Raw genomic sequence first — 16991 nt, forward strand, 5'->3', positions numbered from 1 at the left:
ACATGAAAGATCAAGCTTCCGTATTGCGGGAGACGGACGGGCAGGCCCGGACGCTCGCCCGCACCCTGCTCCGTTCGGCCCGCTATGCCGGCCTCGCCGTACTCGATCCGGCGACCGGTTTTCCCTTTGCCAGCCGCGTGCTACTCGGCACCGATATAGACGGCACGCCCGTCGTCCTCGTCTCGGCGCTCTCCACCCATACCAAGGCACTGGAAGCTGATCCCCGCGCCTCGCTGCTAACAGGCGAGCCCGGCAAGGGCGATCCGCTCGCCTACCCGCGCCTGACGACGCAATGCATCGCCGAACCGGTGGAGCGCGGCAGCCCGCTTCACGAACGCATCCGCGGCCGTTTCCTGAACCGGCATACCAAGGCCAAGCTCTATATCGACTTCCCGGATTTCCGGTTTTTCCGCTTGCTGCCGCAGTCCGCCAGCCTCAACGGAGGCTTCGGCCGGGCCTATCTCCTGGAGGGTTCGGACCTTGCGATTCTCTCTCCCGCCAATGATGCGGTGGCGGCCGAAGCCGATGCCATAGTGCGAGATTTAGTAGACAACCACCCAGAGGTGCTTAGGGCGCTTGAAACCCGTTTCAAGGGGACAATTGACGGGACTTTGAGGGTATGCGGCCTCGATTGTGCTGGTTTTGACGTGATTTCGGGCGATAACTTGTCACGTTGTGAATTCGAAGAGCCTGTCACAAAACTCGGGGAAATTATTCCACACATATCTAAAATAGCATACTCGATACCCGAAATTTAGGTATATACAATCTTCATGCCCAATTGCTACTTTTCGGGCGTCCGCCAAACCCCGTCTAACGCCCTGTGCCTATACGGAAAAAATTCGCATTAGGAAGATTGGAATAATGGAAAATACTGACTTGTCAGATCACGCTAATGTGGCGGCCGCGCTTCTGTCAGCAATGGCAAACCCCAAGCGCCTGCTCATCCTCGTGAGCCTCGTGAAGGGTGAAGTTCCCGTCGGCGTCCTCGCGACGCAGGTTGGCCTTAGCCAGTCTGCCCTGTCGCAGCATCTCTCCAAGCTTCGCGCCCAGAAGCTGGTCCGGACCCGCCGCGATGCGCAGACCATTTATTACTCGAGCAATTCCGAGCCTGTGATGAAAATCCTGGCAACGCTCGAAGACATTTACGCTGTTCAGAACCGGAGCCGTTCCGCGGCCTAAAGTCAACGCTGACATCACGTCAGCCAAGAACCGGTCCGCCAATGGAATAATTCCGGAATGGACCGGACGCAGTATTTCAGCACGTCAACCCTACTTCTTGACCGGCAGATCGCTCGATTTGCCGGTCTTTTTCGTTTCGGCCGGATACCGTTCTGGCGGTATTTCAATGCGGCGGCAAAGCGCATGGCAATGAGCGGTAAACTCTGGTCTCGTGCGCTTTCGGTCTCTTGACGCCCGAATCCGCGCTGATAGTTTGACCGGACGGTAAAAATACGGGCTCAAGCCCGGGGAACGGGCCTCGCGGCCAGGAGAACAGCATGTCCAATCGCCTCAACACCCCCAACGACCTTCGCGCCTTCTGGATGCCGTTTACGGCGAACCGGCAGTTCAAGAAGGAGCCGCGCATGTTCGTCGGCGCCAAGGACATGTATTACACCACCCATGACGGCCGTCAGGTGCTCGATGGCACGGCCGGTCTCTGGTGCGTCAATGCCGGTCACTGCCGCCCGAAGATCACCGAGGCGATCCGCGAGCAGGCGGGCGAACTCGATTACGCCCCGGCCTTCCAGCTCGGCCACCCCAAGGCCTTCGAACTGGCGAACCGCCTGGTCGATATCGCTCCCGAGGGTATGAACCACGTTCTCTACACCAACTCCGGCTCTGAATCGGTCGAGACCGCGCTCAAGGTGGCGCTGGCCTATCACCGGGTAAAGGGCAACGGCTCGCGCTTCCGCCTCATCGGCCGCGAGCGCGGCTATCACGGCGTCAATTTCGGCGGCATCTCGGTCGGCGGCATCGTCTCCAACCGCAAGATGTTCGGCACGCTTCTGACTGGCGTCGATCACATGCCGCACACCCACCAGCCCGGCAAGAACAACTTTACACGCGGCGAGCCTGAACATGGCGGTGATATCGCAACCGAACTCGAGCGCATCGTCACCCTGCACGACGCCTCGACCATCGCCGCCGTCATCGTCGAGCCGGTCGCCGGCTCCACCGGCGTGCTGATCCCGCCGAAGGGCTACCTGCAGAAGCTGCGCGAGATCTGCACCAAGCACGGCATCCTGCTGATCTTCGACGAAGTCATCACCGGTTTCGGCCGCCTCGGCGCTCCGTTCGCCGCCCAGTATTACGACGTCATGCCCGACATGATCACCACCGCCAAGGGCCTGACCAACGGCGTCATCCCGATGGGCGCGGTCTTTGTCACCTCGGAGATCCACGACGCCTTCATGAGCGGCCCCGAGCACATGATCGAGTTCTTCCACGGCTACACCTATTCGGGCAACCCGATCGCCTCGGCAGCCGCACTGGCAACCCTCGACACCTACAAGGAAGAAGGCCTGCTGACCCGCGCCGCGGAGCTTTCCGACTACTGGGCCGACGCGCTGCACTCGCTGAAGGATTGCCCGAATGTCATCGACATCAGGAACACCGGCCTGATCGGCGCCATCGAGCTCGACCCGATCGCCGGCGAACCGACCAAGCGCGCCTTCACCGCCTTCCTGAAGGCCTATGAGAAGGGCCTGCTGATCCGCACGACCGGCGACATCATCGCGCTGTCTCCGCCGCTGATCATCGAGAAGCACCATATCGACGAGCTGTTCGGCAAGCTGCGCGAGATCCTTCAGAACAACATCTGATCGTCACGAGACCAAACGAAATGCCCGCCGGAACTGATCTCCGGCGGGCCTTTTCATGTCTTGATCTTACGCGTTGATCTCAGGCCTTGTGCGCCGAAGCGACCGACAGGCAGAGCGCGAAGCGCTTCAGCAGCTTGATGTCGAAATGCCCTTCTCGGCTCAGCATCCATTTCAGAGCGTCGGCAGGCGACCAAGGCTGCTTGTAGGGCCGGATCGAGGTGATCGCATCATAGACGTCGCAGATCGCCGCGAGCTTTGCATAGATGCTCAGCTTTGAGCCGGGAACCATATTCGGGTATCCCCGCCCGTCGATCCGCTCATGGTGGTTGAGGCAGACGTCGAGAACGATGTCAGGCATGCCCGCCTGCCGCTTCAGGATCGCATGGCCAAGTTCCGGATGGCTGCGGATCAGCTGCATTTCCTCGTCGTCGAGCTTGCCTTCCTTGGCGAGAATTTCGTGCGGGATTTCCACCTTGCCGACATCGTGCAGCAGACCGGCAATGCCAAGGACGCGAACCGTCTCCTCGTCGAAATCCAGGTAGCGGGAGAAATGAATCATCAGCGCGCTGACCGACAGCGAATGCACGAAGGTCGTCTCGTCCTTCGACTTCAATCGCGTGACGCTGAGGAAGATCGCCGGGTTTTCATCGAGCGACGTGGACAGTCCCGAAATGACGGGCGCGATATCATCGATCGCGACACCCGCCCCGCCCTGAATCTTGCTGAAGACATCTTCGAGCTGCTCGGCGGATTTCTGGATGGTTTCGCGCGCAGCCTTTGTCTGCAGTTCGACGGCACGCGGATCTTCGGAGGCATAGGCAGGCACATTGGAGCGCAGGCCGTTGGTATCGACGCCCTTGGCTGTGTTGATGACCACCCCGGCGACACCGCTGCCGCGCAACCGTTGGGCATCGGATTCCCGCCTTACGAGAAACCGGTGACGCCCGAGCAATGGGTCGTTCCAGGCCCCTTCGACGGCCTCGATAAACATCCCAGCCCTGACCTGGCTGGCTTCAATGCGCTTTAGCATTCAGTCGCTTAGTCCCAACGCACGATTAGACTTGCCGGGCCGAGTTTATTCTTGAGACACACTCCAGACCGGCCACCCCTCTACAACCTTCATAGCATGCAAATGTTAATCGGTTCTATTTTACGAATATTCTCACGCACAAAGATTCACTGACTATTCTTGGTATCTTTCCGGCGTTATTTGCAACTCGTGGATTAAATCGATTTGAGCACTTAGCCCAAGGTAGATGCCGGCTATTGACCTCTGAAAAACTCCGGAATTTTACGAAAATGACGCCGGAGCCCGGTCGTTTCGCGCAATCCAGAACAATTTTGGCAGTGATTTTGTTATTTCCTTGCGAAATCAAATGAGAATTCCTAGAAAATCGCCATGCGCCCGCTGAAGTCAAAGATGACCGGCCGGGGGCATTGACCGCACCGGAACCGCCGTCTTGGCGCAACTCAGAAGAGTTGTTGTACGCGCCGGCTCCGATGTCGCGGCAGTCACGCGGGCGAAAGCCCCACCCAAGGAGAACGAAAATGAGTCTGAAGACTTTGACTGGCGCGACGATGCTCGCATCGCTGGCTTTTGCACCGCTTGCCCATGCCGATATCACCATCGGCCTGATCGCGCCCCTCACCGGCCCGGTTGCCGCTTACGGCGATCAGGTGAAGAACGGCGCGCAGACCGCTGTCGACGAGATCAACAAGAACGGCGGCATTCTCGGCGAGAAGGTCATCCTGAAGACCGCTGACGACGCCGGCGAGCCGAAGCAGGGCGTTTCCGCCGCCAACCAGCTGGTCGGCGAAGGCATCAAGTTCGTCGTTGGCCCGGTCACCTCGGGCGTTGCCATTCCGGCATCCGACGTGCTGGCTGAAAACGGCGTGCTGATGGTCACCCCGACGGCAACCTCTCCTGATCTGACGAACCGCGGCCTGACCAACGTCCTGCGCACCTGCGGCCGTGACGACCAGCAGGCTGGCGTTGCTGCTGAATACGCCCTGAAGCATTTCAAGGACAAGCGTATCGCCATCATCAACGACAAGGGCGCTTACGGTAAGGGTCTCACCGACAACTTCAAGGCAACCCTGAACGCCGGTGGCGTCAAGGAAGTCATCGACGACGCCGTCACACCTGGCGACAAGGACTTCTCCGCGCTCACCACCCGCCTGAAGGCTGAAAAGGTCGACGTCGTCTATTTCGGCGGCTACCACCCGGAAGGCGGCCTGCTCGCCCGCCAGCTCGCCGACCTCTCGGTCAAGGCGACGATCATCGGCGGTGACGGCCTGTCGAACAACGAATTCTGGAACATCGGTACCGAAGCCGCTGCCGGCACGATCTTCACCAACGCCTCCGACGCCACCAAGAGCCCGGACTCCAAGGCCGCTGCTGCAGCGCTCGCCGCCAAGAAGATCCCGGCCGAAGCCTTCACGCTGAACGCCTATGCTGCCGTCGAAGTCATCAAGGCCGGCATCGAGAAGGCCAAGAGCGCCGAAGACGCGGAAGCCGTCGCAGCAGCCCTCAAGGGCGGCGAAGCCATCCCGACCGCCATCGGCAAGCTCACCTACGGCGAAACCGGCGACCTCTCCTCGAAGAGCTTCGAGCTCTACAAGTGGGAAGCCGGCAAGGCCGTTCCGGTCGAATAAGCCGCTCTGCCATCGCATTTCTGCCGGGCGCCTTGTGCGCCCGGTTTTCGTTTGGGGCGCTGCCTGCCACATATCGCCTTGTGCAACACAGTTCGGCTATAACTGTGGCACGAAGCAATTGGGGACGCACATGACCAGCAAGCTCGAACACCACATCGACCAGGGAACCGGCCGCGAACCGGCCGATATCGTCCTCAAGGGCGGCCGGTTTTTCGATCTGGTGACCGGCGAACTCGTGGCCTCAGACATCGCCATCTCCGGCGACCGAATCGTCGGCACCTGCGCCGATTATCGGGGGGCCACCGAGATCGATATATCAGGGAAGATCGTCGTCCCCGGCTTCATCGACACGCATCTGCATATCGAATCCTCGCTCGTCACCCCGCATGAATTCGACCGCTGCGTGCTGCCCTATGGCGTCACCACAGTGATCTGCGATCCGCACGAGATTGCCAACGTCATCGGCGAAGACGGCATCCGTTTCTTCCTCGAGTCCGCGCAGGAGACGATCATGGACATCCGCGTCCAGCTCTCCTCCTGTGTTCCGGCAACCCACCTGGAGACGGCAGGCGCCGATCTGCCGATCGAGAAACTTTTGCCCTTCCGCGATCATCCGAAGGTCATCGGCCTTGCCGAATTCATGAATTTCCCCGGCGTGATCCACAAGGATCCGGTCTGTCTTGCCAAGCTCGAAGCCTTTCAGGGCGGCCATATCGATGGCCACGCGCCGCTGCTGCGCGGCACCAATCTGAACGGCTACCTTTCGGCCGGCATCCGCACCGAGCACGAATGCACCACGGCAGAGGAAGCGCTGGAAAAGATCCGCAAAGGCATGCACATTCTGGTGCGCGAAGGATCGGTGTCGAAGGACCTCCACGCACTGATGCCCATCATCACCGAGCGCCTGTCGCCTTTTCTGGCGCTCTGCACCGATGACCGCAATCCGCTCGATATCGCCGAGCAGGGCCATCTCGATTACATGATCCGCACGGCGATCGCATCAGGCGTCGAGCCGCTGGCAATCTATCGCGCCGCCTCGATCTCGGCCGCCCGCGCCTTCGGCCTGAGGGATCGGGGCCTCGTCGCCCCCGGCTGGCGCGCCGATCTCGTGGTCATCGACAACCTCGAAAGCTGCAAGGCCGAAATGGTCTTCTCGGCTGGCCGCCGCGTCACCGCGGAACTCTTCGCCACCCGCAAACCCGTTGCCCCCGTCGGCCTCGACAGTGTCAAGGCGCGGCCCGTCCAGGCGATGCATTTCGGCGTGCCTGTCGCCGAGGGCGAAACGCCCGTCATCGGCGTCATGCCCGGCAAGATCATCACCGAGCATCGCCGCTACCGCCTGCCAGTCAAGGGCAACCAGACCGATCTCGATCTCGAAAACGACATCATCAAGGTCGCCGTCATCGAGCGCCACGGCAAGAACGGCAACCATGCCAACGGTTTCGTCCAGGGTTTTGGGCTGAAGAAAGGAGCGATCGCCTCCACCGTCGGCCATGACAGCCACAATATCTGCGTCGTCGGCGTCAACGAGGACGACATGGCGCTCGCCGCCAACCGCCTCGGCGAAATCAAGGGCGGCTTCGTCGTCGTCGAGGACGGCAAGGTCACCGGCGAAATCCCGCTCCCCGTCGCCGGCCTGATGAGCCTCGAACCCTATGAGAGCGTGCGCGACACGCTGCATCACTTGAGAAAGGCGGCCTATGCCCTTGGAACGACTCTCGAAGAACCCTTCCTCCAGGTCGCGTTCCTGCCGCTCCCGGTGATCCCGCACCTGAAGATTTCGGACAAGGGGATGGTGGATGTCGACCGGTTCATGCTGATCGGGTGAATAATGCCTGTCGTTTTCAGATTCGGAAACCTGAAGTTCTTCTTCTATTCAAACGAAGGCAATCCGCGCGAGCCCATCCACATCCATATCCGCGGCCCCAGCGGCGAAGCGAAGGTCTGGCTGGAACCGGCCATCAGCATCGCCGCGAGCAGAGGCTTCAATCGCAGCGAGCTTGCTGATATCATTCGGGAAGTCGCAAAGAACCGATCGCCGATCGAAAGAGCGTGGCATGAGCATTTCAGCAACTGAAGTCAGCTTCGATGAAAACACCATGTGGGTCGTGCTCGATGATGGCCGCACACTCGGTGTACCGCTCGCTTGGTTTCCGCGCCTGCTTTCCGCAACAACCGAACAGCGCACCGCCGTCGAGATCAGTCCGATGGGTCTCCATTGGGACGAACTCGACGAAGACATATCGATCGAGGGACTGATTGCCGGGCGTGGTGACCAGACAATCAAGCGCCCCTCCGCGGCGTGATCAGCCCAACTCTCCACAATAACCGCTCAGTGGCGCAAGCCTGATCGCCCCGCCTGACACTTCGCCCTTCAGCCCCGGCGCAGCAAGCCCCCCAGCGACCTTCATCCCTGCAGGCAATTTAAACTCCGCCGCCTCACGCGTCAGGTTGAAAACAAACAGCAGCTTCTCTGCGCCCTTCCTCCGTGTAAACGCCAGCAGGTCCTGGTTGGTGCCGATGAATTCCATGTCGCCGTCAACGAGCGCCGGATGCTGTTTGCGGAATGCCAGCGTTTCCCGGTAATGGGCCAGCACCGAAGCGGCGTCCGCTTCCTGCGTATCGACCGATAGCGCCGCCTGCTCGTAGGGCACCGGCAGCCAGCTCTTTTCCGCGCCGGTGAACCCGGCATGCGCCTTGGCCGCCTCCCAGGGCATCGGCGTGCGGCATCCGTCGCGGCCCTTGAAGGCCGGCCAGAAGCGGATGCCGTAGGGATCGCGCAGGTCCTCGAAGGCGAGCTCGGCTTCGGGGAGGCCGAGTTCCTCACCCTGGTAGAGGCAGATCGAGCCGCGCAGCGCCGCCAGCACCGAAATCGCCAGCTTGGCGATCACCGGCCGCTCCGCCTCGGTCTTGGCGAAACGGCTGACATGGCGGTTGACGTCGTGGTTGGAGAAGGCCCAGCAGACCCATCCGTTCGCCACCATGCGCTGGAACGTATCGACGCATTTGCGGATATGGGCAGCGGTGAAATCGGGGCCGAGCAGGTCGAACGTGTAGCACATATGCAGCTTGTCGCCGCCATCGACATAGGCCGCCACCGTCTTCAGCGAACGCGCGCCGTCGCCGACCTCGCCGACTGTCGTCCGGTCCTCATACTGGTCGAGCAGCGCCCGGAAGCGCTTTAGGAAATCGACATTCTCGGGCTGCGTCTTGTCGTAGAGATGGTTCTGCATGCCGTAGGGATTGCTGTCGGGGGCATCGAGCCCCGCATCGCTCTCGTCGGGTTCGTGCGGAGGGTTATCGCGCAGCAGCTTGTCGCAGAAATAATAGTTCACCGTGTCGAGGCGGAAGCCATCGACACCGCGGTCGAGCCAGAATTTCACGGTCTTCAGCACCGCGTCCTGAACTTCCTTGTTGTGAAAGTTCAGGTCGGGCTGCGAGGTCAGGAAGTTGTGCTGGTAATATTGGCGGCGCACGCCGTCCCATTCCCAGCCCGGCCCGCCGAAGATCGACAGCCAGTTGTTCGGCGCCGTGCCGTCGCGCTTCGGATCGGCCCAGACATACCAGTCGGCCTTCGGATTATCGCGGCTCGCCCGGCTCTCGACGAACCAGGGATGCTGGTCCGAGGTGTGGGAAATCACCTGGTCGATGATCACCTTGATGCCATGCACATGCGCGGCCTTCATCATCTCGTCGAAATCATCGAGCGTGCCGAAGATCGGATCGACGTCGCAATAATCGGAAACGTCGTAGCCCATATCGGCCATCGGCGACTTGAAGAAGGGCGACAGCCAGATCGCATCAACGCCGAGGCTGGCAATATACGGCAACCGGCGCGTGATTCCCTTCAGGTCGCCCAGACCATCGCTGTTCGTATCCTGAAAAGAGCGTGGATAGACCTGATAGATCACCGCGCCCCGCCACCAGTCCGCCGACTTCACCGCCATGAATGCACTCTCCGAATGGTTCGTTCGCGCACAGACTAAAGCCCGGAAAACAAAAAACAACTGCGTTAACAGCCTATTCTGGGGTGGACGCGGAAAGGCAAATTCGTGCCGCATATAGGCTTGTCCACACCCATGACGCCCCCTTCGCAAGGGGGGTTGCAACGCCAAACCTTTGCGATAAGGTGCGCGTTGACCTGCACGTAACAGGTCAAAACCGGGAACAAATGACTAAAAACAGGCGACAAAGCCTGGAAAGGTGGCCCAACCATGAACCATATAACGAAAAAAATTCTAGCTTCCGCAATGTTTGGCACATTGCTGGCTTTCTCGGCCCACGCGGCCACGATCAACATCCACAATGGCGGCGACCCGACGTCGCTCGATCCGCAGAAACTGTCTGGCGACTGGGAAAACCGCATCGCCGGCGACATTTTCGAAGGTCTCGTCACGGAAGACGCCAAGGACAATCCGATTCCCGGCCAGGCCGAGAGCTGGAAAGTGTCCGATGACGGCAAGGTCTACACCTTCAAGCTTCGCGACGGCATCAAGTGGTCCGATGGCCAGCCGGTAACGGCCGGAGACTTCGTCTTCGCCTTCCAGCGCCTCGTCGACCCGAAGAACGCCGCCGATTATGCCTACCTGCAGTTCACCATCAAGAACGCGGAAAAGATCAACAAGGGCGAGATCGCAGATCTCAACCAGCTCGGCGTCAAGGCTGTCGATGACAAGACGCTCGAGATCACGCTCGAAAATCCGACCCCCTATTTCATCAACGCGCTGATGCACTACACCGCCTATCCGCTGCCGAAGCATGTGGTGGAAGCCAAGGGCGCCGATTGGGTGAAGATCGGCAACATCGTCACCAACGGCCCCTATAAGCCGACCGAATGGGTTCCGGGTTCGCATGTCACCACCGTCAAGAACGACCAGTATTACGGCGCCAAGGACGTGAAGATCGACGGCGCCAAGTTCTTCGTCCTCGAAGACCAGGAAGCGGCGCTGAAGCGCTACCGCGCCGGCGAATTCGACATCCTCACCGACTTCCCGACCGACCAGTACGAGTGGATGAAGAAGAACCTGCCGGGCCAGGCGCATGTCGCCCCCTTCTCCGGCCTCTACTATTACGTCATCAATTCGCAGAAGCCGCCCTTCAGCGACAAGCGCGTCCGCCAGGCCCTGTCCATGGCGATCAACCGCGAAGTCATCGGCCCGCAGATCCTCGGCACCGGCGAACTGCCGGCCTATTCCTGGGTCCCGCCGGGCACGGCGAATTACGGCGATCCGGCTTACGTCTCCTGGAAGGACTTGCCCTACAAGGACAAGGTCGAGGAAGCCAAGAAGCTGCTCAAGGAAGCAGGCTTCGGTCCTGATCACCCGCTGACGGCCGAGCTCAAGTACAACACCAACGACAACCACAAGCGCATCGCCGTGGCGATCGCCTCGATGTGGAAGCCGCTGGGCGTCAATGTCGAGCTCGTCAATGCCGAAACCAAGGTGCATTACGACCAGCTTCAGCGCGGCGAAGTGCAGATCGGCCGTGCCGGCTGGCTCGCCGACTACAACGACCCCGACAACTTCCTGAACCTGCTCGTCACCGGCGTCCAGATGAACTACGGCCGCTGGTCGAACCCGGAATATGACAAGCTGATCAAGGACGGCAACGCCCAGACCGATCTGACCAAGCGTGCCGAAATGTTCAAGAAGGCCGAGCAGATCGCGCTGGATGATTCCGCCGCGCTGCCGATCTACTACTACGTCTCCAAGAACGTCGTTTCGCCCAAGATCGAGGGCTTCGTCGACAACGTCCAGGACATCCACCGCACCCGCTGGCTGTCGATGAAAGAGTAAAGGAAAACGGCCCTTTCCGCCGCGCGCGGAAAGGGCCGGTCCACGATCATGATCAAATATGCACTCCGTCGATTGCTGTCGACGATCCCGGTTCTGTGGATCGCCGTCACAGCCTGCTTTTTCGTTTTGCGCCTTGCCCCCGGCGGCCCCTTCGATGGCGAAAGGCCATTGCCGCCGGTGATCCTGAAGAACCTGGCTGTCCACTACAATCTGGATAAGCCGCTCATCCAGCAGTACCTCATCTATGTGGGTGATCTGCTCAGAGGCGATCTCGGCCCGTCATTTGCCAGCGAAGACTTCACCGTCGCGCAGCAGATCATGATCGGCCTGCCCTATACCTTCACGATCGGCACGGCCGCTTTCCTGCTCGCCATCATCGTCGGCGTCTTCGTCGGCTGTCTTGGGGCGCTCTATCAGAACAAGACGCCGGATTACATTCTGGGCGCTCTGATCCTGGTAGGCGTCGTGCTGCCGAACTTCCTGATCGCGCCGATCCTGCAGCTGGTCTTCGGCATCCATCTCGCCTGGCTTCCGGTCGGCGGCTGGGGTGACGGCTCGCTGAAATATCTGGTGCTCCCCGTCGTCGTGCTGGCGCTGCCGCATGCCGGCCGCATCTCGCGCATCACCCGCGGGTCGATGATCGAAGTGATGGGCCAGAACTATATCCGCACCGCCAAGGCCAAGGGTATCGGCCCGCGCCTGACCGTCATGCGCCATGCGCTGAAGCCCGCCATGATGCCCGTCGTCTCCTATCTCGGTCCGGCGGCCAGTTATCTTCTCACCGGCTCGCTGGTCGTCGAAAGCGTCTTCGGACTGCCCGGCATCGGCCGCTATTTCATCAACGCAGCGCTGAACCGCGATTACGGCATGGTTCTCGGCACGGTCATCTTCTACATGGTGCTGATCGTCTTTTTGAACCTTCTCGTCGACATCGCCTATGCGTGGCTCGATCCGAAAGTGAGAAACCGATGATCCTCAATCCTGCCAAACGCGAGTTGCTGGCAGCCGAGCTGCTGGAGGCCGAGGGCCTGGCGCCGGAAGGCCGCTCGCTCACCAAGGACGCGCTCCGTCGCCTGTCGCGCAACAAGGCCGCGGTCGTCTCGATCGTAGTCCTCGTGCTCATGGTTCTCGTCGCCTTCATCGGCCCGTGGTTCATCCCCTATAATTACGAGGATCCGGACTGGGCCGCCTTCCGCATCCCGCCCTCCTTCGAAACCGGCCACTATTTCGGCACCGACCCGAACGGCCGCGATCTGCTGGCCCGCGTGCTTTACGGCACCCGCATCTCGCTGGCCGTCGCCTTCACCGCAACGCTGGTCTCTGTCGTCATCGGCGTGCTCTACGGCGCCATCTCAGGCTATATCGGCGGACGGCTGGATTCGATCATGATGCGCTTCGTCGACATCATGTACGCCTTCCCCTACATCCTCTTCGTCATCCTCTTGATGGTGATCTTCGGCCGCAACGTCTACCTGCTCTTTGCAGCGATCGGCGCGCTCGAATGGCTGACCATGGCCCGTATCGTTCGCGGCCAGACGCTGTCGATCAAGCACCGCGAGTTCATCGAAGCCGCACGCGCTTCGGGCCAGCGGCCCCTCAAGATCATCATCAAACACATCATCCCGAACCTGATCGGCCCTGTCGTGATCTTCGCGGCACTGACCGTGCCCGAGATCATCGCCACGGAGAGCTTCCTCTCCTATCTCGGCTTCGGCGTGCAGGAACCGCTCACCTCGCTCGGCACACTGATCGCCGAGGGCACCGATGCCATGGAAAGCATGCCTTGGCTGCTGATCTTCCCGGCCGGTTTCCTTGTCGCCCTGCTGCTCAGCCTGCTGTTCATCGGCGACGGCCTGCGCGACGCGTTCGACCCGAAGGATCGCTGACATGACCGAAAACCTTCTGGAACTCAAAGACTACTCGATCACCTTCGAGACCCCGGACGGCCAGGTAAAGGCCGTCTCCAACATGAACCTGTCGATCAAGCGCGGCGAGCGTGTCGCCATCGTCGGTGAATCCGGCTCCGGCAAGAGCCAGACGTTTCTCGGCGTCATGGGCTTGCTTGCCAAGAACGGCAGAACATCGGGCCAGGCGCTGCTTGAGGGACGCGACGTGCTGTCGCTGAAGCCGAAAGAGCTCGACCAAGTCCGCGGCAAGGACATGGCCATGGTCTTCCAGGACCCGATGACCGCCTTGAATCCGTCTCTCAGGATTTCCCGGCAACTGACGGAACAGCTTGAGGTTCACCGCGGTTTCACGGCGCGCGCCGCCTCAGCCGAAGCCCTCGACATGCTGAAGAGGGTCGGCATTCCTGACCCGACAAGGCGCTTCAATCTCTACCCGCACGAGCTCTCCGGCGGCATGCGCCAGCGCATCGTCATCGCCATGGCGCTCCTGACCAAGCCGAAGCTCCTGATCGCCGACGAGCCGACGACGGCGCTCGACGTCACCATCCAGGCGCAGATACTCGATCTGTTCAACGACCTGACCTCGGAGATGAACACCGCGCTGGTGATGATCACTCACGATCTCGGCGTCGTCGCCGGCCTCGCCGACCGCGTCGCCGTCATGTATGCCGGGCGCATCGTCGAGGAAGCGCCGGTCGACGAGCTCTTCGACAATCCGGCGCATCCCTATACGGCGGCACTTCATGCCTCGATCCCCCGCCCGGATCAGGATGTCGACGAACTCGTCGTCATCCCCGGACGGCCGCCGAACCTGCAGCACCTGCCGAAGGGCTGCAGTTTCTCGCCCCGCTGTTCGCAGGTCCAGGACGATTGCATCGATCGCCCGCCAACGCTCGAAACGCTGGCGCCGCGCCACTGTGCCGCCTGCTATCACCCATTCCCGCGCCGCGAGGAGCTTCTGATCCATGGCTGACCGTTCCCTGCTCCGGGTCGAGAACCTGACGACCCAGTTCGAACTGCCCGCCAAGGGCTTCTTCAAGCCGCCGGTGATGCTGACGGCGGTCAACAATGTGAGCTTCGATCTCAAGGAAGGCCGCACCCTCGGCATCGTCGGCGAGTCCGGCTGCGGCAAGTCCACGCTCGGCCGCTCAATCCTGCGCCTGCTGACCTCGCAGAAAGGCCGCATCCTCTGGCAGGGCCGCAACCTGCTCGATCTCTCCGACGAGGAGATGCGGGCCGCACGCCGCGACATGCAGATCATCTTCCAGGATCCGATCGCATCGCTCGATCCCCGCATGACGGTCGGCGACATCATCGCCGAACCGCTGACGGTCTTCGAACCGAAGCTGTCGAAAGCACAGCGCCTGGACCGCGTCCGCGACATCATGAATGCCGTCGGCCTCGTGCCTGAGATGATCAACCGTTACCCGCATGAATTCTCGGGCGGCCAGGCGCAGCGCATCGGCATTGCCCGTGCCGTCGTGACCAAGCCGAAGCTGATCATCTGCGACGAGCCGGTTTCGGCGCTCGACGTCTCGATCCAGGGCCAGGTGATCACCCTGCTCAGAAAGCTGCGCAAGGAATTCGGCCTGACGCTGATCTTCATCAGCCACGACCTTTCGGTCGTGCGGCTGATTTCCGACGACGTGCTGGTGCTCTATCTCGGCAAGGTCGTCGAGGCAGGCGATTGCGCGACGGTGTTCGAAAACCCCGCTCACCCCTATACACAGGCCCTCTTCTCGGCGGCACCGATCCCCGATCCGAAGCTTGCCCGCCAGCGCACCCGCATCCGCCTGCAGGGCGATCCGCCCTCGCCTCTCAACCCGCCGAAAGGCTGCGTCTTCTCGCCCCGTTGCTGGAAGGCGACCGACATCTGTCGCACCGAAATGCCGCCGACGGAGCAGGTTCGCCCCGGGCAATCGGCGGCCTGCTATCACATGGATCGCTGATCTCAGATCCGCCCTGGCGACTGACGCGCGCAACACGCGGACAGCTCCAGCGCTTGCCCCGGAGCGGAACAAATGACGCTCCGGGGCAGTTTCCTCCTCGTGAAACATATGTTCCGGGTCTTGGTAGGGCTCCGAATGGAGGAAAGAATAATGCTAAAATTGATCTCGAATGCCGGTCTTGCCCTGGCACTCACCCTCGGCAGCGTCGCGCTGCCCGTAAGCTTTGCGCAGGCGCAGGACGTCCAGTTCCGCATTGGTCCCGATGGCGTGCGCATTTACGATCGTGACCGCGATAGGGATCGCTACGGTGACCGCGATCGCGATTTCCGCCGCGGCTGCAGCCCGCGCGAAGCCGTTATGGCCGCCCGCGATGCGGGCCTGCGCCGCGCCGAAGTCGTCCGCGTTACCGACCGCAGCGTCACCGTTCGCGGCTGGACGCGCGGTGGTCCCGACCGGATCATTTTCGCCAATCGCCGTGGCTGCCCGGAAATCGGCTAAGCTTCAAAAACCGCGTTTCGAAAACAAACGGCCCGCCCAAAGCGGGCCGTTTGCATGTCCTGTGCGCTTGCCACCCGAAGCCTCTGCGCGTAAGCAGCAAACGCTTAGGAATTCCGGGAGGCTGATTTGAGCGGACGCTTTCTTTCGATCGGTGAATGCATGGTGGAGCTGTCACAGGCGGGTGAAGGCCTGCTGCGAAAAGGCTTTGCCGGAGATACGCTGAACACGGCCTGGTATGCCCGCGCCTGCCTGCCCGCCTCCTGGACCGTCGATTACTTTACCGCGCTCGGCGACGACGCCATGTCCGACGAGATGGCCGCCTTCTTCGAGAGCCACGGCATCGGCACCGGCCATATCCGCCGCATCAAGGGCAAGGCGCCCGGTCTCTACATGATCAATCTCAGGAACGGCGAGCGCTCCTTCAGCTACTGGCGCGACAGCTCCGCCGCCAGGCAGCTGGCCGCCGACCCCGATCGCCTGCGCGAGGCGGTGGAAGCCTCCGACGTCATTTATTTCTCTGGCATCACGCTCGCCATCCTGCCGCGCGAGGATACCGATACGCTGCTCGCCGAAACCCGCCGCGCCAAGGCCTCCGGCAAGCTGGTGGTCTTCGATCCGAACATCCGCCCGCGGCTCTGGTCGAGCTATGACGTGATGCACACGGTCATCAGCGAGGGCGCCCGCGCCTCGACGCTGGTCATGCCGAGCTTCGACGACGAAGCCTCGCATTTCGGCGACGATTCGATCGAGGCGACCATCCACCGTTACCGCGCGCTCGGCGCCAACAACATCGTCGTCAAGAACGGCGCCGATGGCGCCACGCTGGATTTCGAAGGCAAGCGCGCCGCGGTTCCCGCCGAAAAAGTCGAGACCGTCGTCGACACGACCAGCGCCGGCGACAGCTTCAACGGTTCGTTCCTGGCGAAATACCTGGAGACCAAAGACGCCGAGACAAGCGCCCGCTTCGCCGCCAAGGTCGCAGCCCGCGTCGTCAGCGAACACGGCGCGCTGGTGGCCAGGGACAAGCTTGGGCTCTGAAGCCCCTTAGATCAGTGCGATGATCTTCGTAAACGTCGTCGCGATCTTCAATGCGGCCTCGGTTGTCCGAACCAGTCTTTGAATATCGTCGACTATGTCCTCAAGCGAGCCCTTGGCGCTTTTGAGCTCGTTTGTCAGCACCTTATATTGCCCCGACGACTTCGTGAGGCTCGCCGCCACCATCGCATCCAGTTCGTCGTCGTAGATATGATAGAGCTTGAGGAACCGGTTCGCATCGGCAGCGGTCAGCGCTTCGCTGAAACCGAGATTGGCGGCTGCGATGCCGGACCGCAAACGATCATAGGCTATGCTATTCGTCGTCAT

17 protein-coding genes are annotated in these 16991 nt (G+C 61.2%); 14 read left to right on the top strand and 3 right to left on the bottom strand.

The annotated features are described in order from the left end of the window. The first annotated feature begins 2 nt into the window (after window positions 1–2). The 3 genes from AC1DNK_RS08110 to aptA all read left to right on the top strand — a co-directional run bounded on the left by AC1DNK_RS08110 (window position 3) and on the right by aptA (window position 2825). Window positions 3–758 carry a HugZ family pyridoxamine 5'-phosphate oxidase gene (locus AC1DNK_RS08110; RefSeq protein WP_477940378.1) on the top strand — a complete coding sequence of 252 codons (756 nt, stop codon included), beginning with the start codon at window positions 3–5 and terminating at the stop codon, window positions 756–758. Between the two features lie 106 nt (window positions 759–864). Next, window positions 865–1182 (top strand): ArsR/SmtB family transcription factor, encoded by a 318-nt coding sequence (locus AC1DNK_RS08115; protein ID WP_112386188.1) that lies wholly within the window; start codon window positions 865–867, stop codon window positions 1180–1182. 317 nt (window positions 1183–1499) lie between these two features. Next, a complete protein-coding gene (gene aptA / locus AC1DNK_RS08120; protein WP_112386187.1) occupies window positions 1500–2825 on the top strand; it encodes an omega-aminotransferase AptA in 1326 nt (441 codons plus the stop codon). 79 nt (window positions 2826–2904) lie between these two features. Here aptA and AC1DNK_RS08125 read toward each other — a convergent pair whose 3' ends face one another. Next, the gene (locus AC1DNK_RS08125) at window positions 2905–3855 is read right to left on the bottom strand and encodes an HD-GYP domain-containing protein (RefSeq protein ID WP_477940379.1); all 951 of its coding nucleotides are present in this window, start codon (window positions 3853–3855) and stop codon (window positions 2905–2907) included. A gap of 518 nt (window positions 3856–4373) precedes the next feature. Between AC1DNK_RS08125 and AC1DNK_RS08130 the strand changes: the two genes are divergently transcribed. The 4 genes from AC1DNK_RS08130 (at window position 4374) to AC1DNK_RS08145 (ending at window position 7786) form a co-directional block, all read left to right on the top strand. Then, entirely contained in the window at window positions 4374–5480 is a 1107-nt protein-coding gene (locus AC1DNK_RS08130; protein WP_112515680.1) for a branched-chain amino acid ABC transporter substrate-binding protein, read from the top strand. A gap of 130 nt (window positions 5481–5610) precedes the next feature. Continuing rightward, window positions 5611–7308, top strand: coding sequence for an adenine deaminase (gene ade / locus AC1DNK_RS08135; protein ID WP_477940380.1), 1698 nt, complete (start codon window positions 5611–5613; stop codon window positions 7306–7308). Between the two features lie 3 nt (window positions 7309–7311). Next, the gene (locus AC1DNK_RS08140; RefSeq protein ID WP_477940381.1) at window positions 7312–7557 is read left to right on the top strand and encodes a DUF4160 domain-containing protein; all 246 of its coding nucleotides are present in this window, start codon (window positions 7312–7314) and stop codon (window positions 7555–7557) included. Next, window positions 7538–7786, top strand: a complete 249-nt coding sequence (locus AC1DNK_RS08145; RefSeq protein ID WP_477940382.1) for a DUF2442 domain-containing protein — start codon at window positions 7538–7540, stop codon at window positions 7784–7786. Before AC1DNK_RS08140 ends, AC1DNK_RS08145 begins: the two co-directional genes overlap by 20 nt. On the opposite strand, the gene bglA is transcribed toward AC1DNK_RS08145, so the two are convergent. Then, complete coding sequence (gene bglA / locus AC1DNK_RS08150; protein ID WP_477940384.1) at window positions 7787–9427, bottom strand: beta-galactosidase BglA; 1641 nt, start codon at window positions 9425–9427, stop codon at window positions 7787–7789. A gap of 267 nt (window positions 9428–9694) precedes the next feature. Between bglA and AC1DNK_RS08155 the strand changes: the two genes are divergently transcribed. From AC1DNK_RS08155 to AC1DNK_RS08185, 7 genes are all read left to right on the top strand, one after another. Then, window positions 9695–11275, top strand: a complete 1581-nt coding sequence (locus tag AC1DNK_RS08155; protein ID WP_112515670.1) for a peptide ABC transporter substrate-binding protein — start codon at window positions 9695–9697, stop codon at window positions 11273–11275. A 48-nt stretch (window positions 11276–11323) separates the two neighbouring features. Beyond that, a complete protein-coding gene (locus tag AC1DNK_RS08160) occupies window positions 11324–12247 on the top strand; it encodes an ABC transporter permease subunit (protein WP_112386177.1) in 924 nt (307 codons plus the stop codon). Continuing rightward, window positions 12244–13161, top strand: coding sequence for an ABC transporter permease (locus tag AC1DNK_RS08165; protein ID WP_477940386.1), 918 nt, complete (start codon window positions 12244–12246; stop codon window positions 13159–13161). Before AC1DNK_RS08160 ends, AC1DNK_RS08165 begins: the two co-directional genes overlap by 4 nt. A 1-nt stretch (window position 13162) precedes the next feature. Beyond that, window positions 13163–14155: an ABC transporter ATP-binding protein gene (locus AC1DNK_RS08170; protein ID WP_477940388.1), complete on the top strand. Its 993-nt coding sequence runs from the start codon at window positions 13163–13165 to the stop codon at window positions 14153–14155. Further along, window positions 14148–15131 (top strand): oligopeptide/dipeptide ABC transporter ATP-binding protein, encoded by a 984-nt coding sequence (locus AC1DNK_RS08175; protein ID WP_112386174.1) that lies wholly within the window; start codon window positions 14148–14150, stop codon window positions 15129–15131. Before AC1DNK_RS08170 ends, AC1DNK_RS08175 begins: the two co-directional genes overlap by 8 nt. Before the next feature lie 150 nt (window positions 15132–15281). After that, on the top strand, window positions 15282–15629 hold the full coding sequence (locus AC1DNK_RS08180; protein WP_112386173.1) for a hypothetical protein: 348 nt from the start codon (window positions 15282–15284) through the stop codon (window positions 15627–15629). Window positions 15630–15755: 126 nt separating this feature from the next. Then, window positions 15756–16667 (top strand): sugar kinase, encoded by a 912-nt coding sequence (locus AC1DNK_RS08185; RefSeq protein WP_477940389.1) that lies wholly within the window; start codon window positions 15756–15758, stop codon window positions 16665–16667. A 6-nt stretch (window positions 16668–16673) separates the two neighbouring features. Here the strand turns inward: AC1DNK_RS08185 and AC1DNK_RS08190 are convergent, their stop codons facing one another. Continuing rightward, window positions 16674–16991 carry a hypothetical protein gene (locus tag AC1DNK_RS08190; protein ID WP_477940391.1) on the bottom strand — a complete coding sequence of 106 codons (318 nt, stop codon included), beginning with the start codon at window positions 16989–16991 and terminating at the stop codon, window positions 16674–16676.

It is taken from the genome of Rhizobium sp. 01N424 (assembly GCF_056399485.1).

What these genes read in the sequence shown, in the direction of transcription:
- AC1DNK_RS08110 (WP_477940378.1), top strand. Translation starts at nt 3, where the DNA reads ATGAAAGATCAAGCTTCCGTATTGCGGGAGACGGACGGGCAGGCCCGG.
- AC1DNK_RS08115 (WP_112386188.1), top strand. Translation starts at nt 865, where the DNA reads ATGGAAAATACTGACTTGTCAGATCACGCTAATGTGGCGGCCGCGCTT.
- aptA (WP_112386187.1), top strand. Translation starts at nt 1,500, where the DNA reads ATGTCCAATCGCCTCAACACCCCCAACGACCTTCGCGCCTTCTGGATG.
- AC1DNK_RS08125 (WP_477940379.1), bottom strand. Translation starts at nt 3,855, where the DNA reads ATGCTAAAGCGCATTGAAGCCAGCCAGGTCAGGGCTGGGATGTTTATC.
- AC1DNK_RS08130 (WP_112515680.1), top strand. Translation starts at nt 4,374, where the DNA reads ATGAGTCTGAAGACTTTGACTGGCGCGACGATGCTCGCATCGCTGGCT.
- ade (WP_477940380.1), top strand. Translation starts at nt 5,611, where the DNA reads ATGACCAGCAAGCTCGAACACCACATCGACCAGGGAACCGGCCGCGAA.
- AC1DNK_RS08140 (WP_477940381.1), top strand. Translation starts at nt 7,312, where the DNA reads ATGCCTGTCGTTTTCAGATTCGGAAACCTGAAGTTCTTCTTCTATTCA.
- AC1DNK_RS08145 (WP_477940382.1), top strand. Translation starts at nt 7,538, where the DNA reads ATGAGCATTTCAGCAACTGAAGTCAGCTTCGATGAAAACACCATGTGG.
- bglA (WP_477940384.1), bottom strand. Translation starts at nt 9,427, where the DNA reads ATGGCGGTGAAGTCGGCGGACTGGTGGCGGGGCGCGGTGATCTATCAG.
- AC1DNK_RS08155 (WP_112515670.1), top strand. Translation starts at nt 9,695, where the DNA reads ATGAACCATATAACGAAAAAAATTCTAGCTTCCGCAATGTTTGGCACA.
- AC1DNK_RS08160 (WP_112386177.1), top strand. Translation starts at nt 11,324, where the DNA reads ATGATCAAATATGCACTCCGTCGATTGCTGTCGACGATCCCGGTTCTG.
- AC1DNK_RS08165 (WP_477940386.1), top strand. Translation starts at nt 12,244, where the DNA reads ATGATCCTCAATCCTGCCAAACGCGAGTTGCTGGCAGCCGAGCTGCTG.
- AC1DNK_RS08170 (WP_477940388.1), top strand. Translation starts at nt 13,163, where the DNA reads ATGACCGAAAACCTTCTGGAACTCAAAGACTACTCGATCACCTTCGAG.
- AC1DNK_RS08175 (WP_112386174.1), top strand. Translation starts at nt 14,148, where the DNA reads ATGGCTGACCGTTCCCTGCTCCGGGTCGAGAACCTGACGACCCAGTTC.
- AC1DNK_RS08180 (WP_112386173.1), top strand. Translation starts at nt 15,282, where the DNA reads ATGCTAAAATTGATCTCGAATGCCGGTCTTGCCCTGGCACTCACCCTC.
- AC1DNK_RS08190 (WP_477940391.1), bottom strand. Translation starts at nt 16,991, where the DNA reads ATGACGACGAATAGCATAGCCTATGATCGTTTGCGGTCCGGCATCGCA.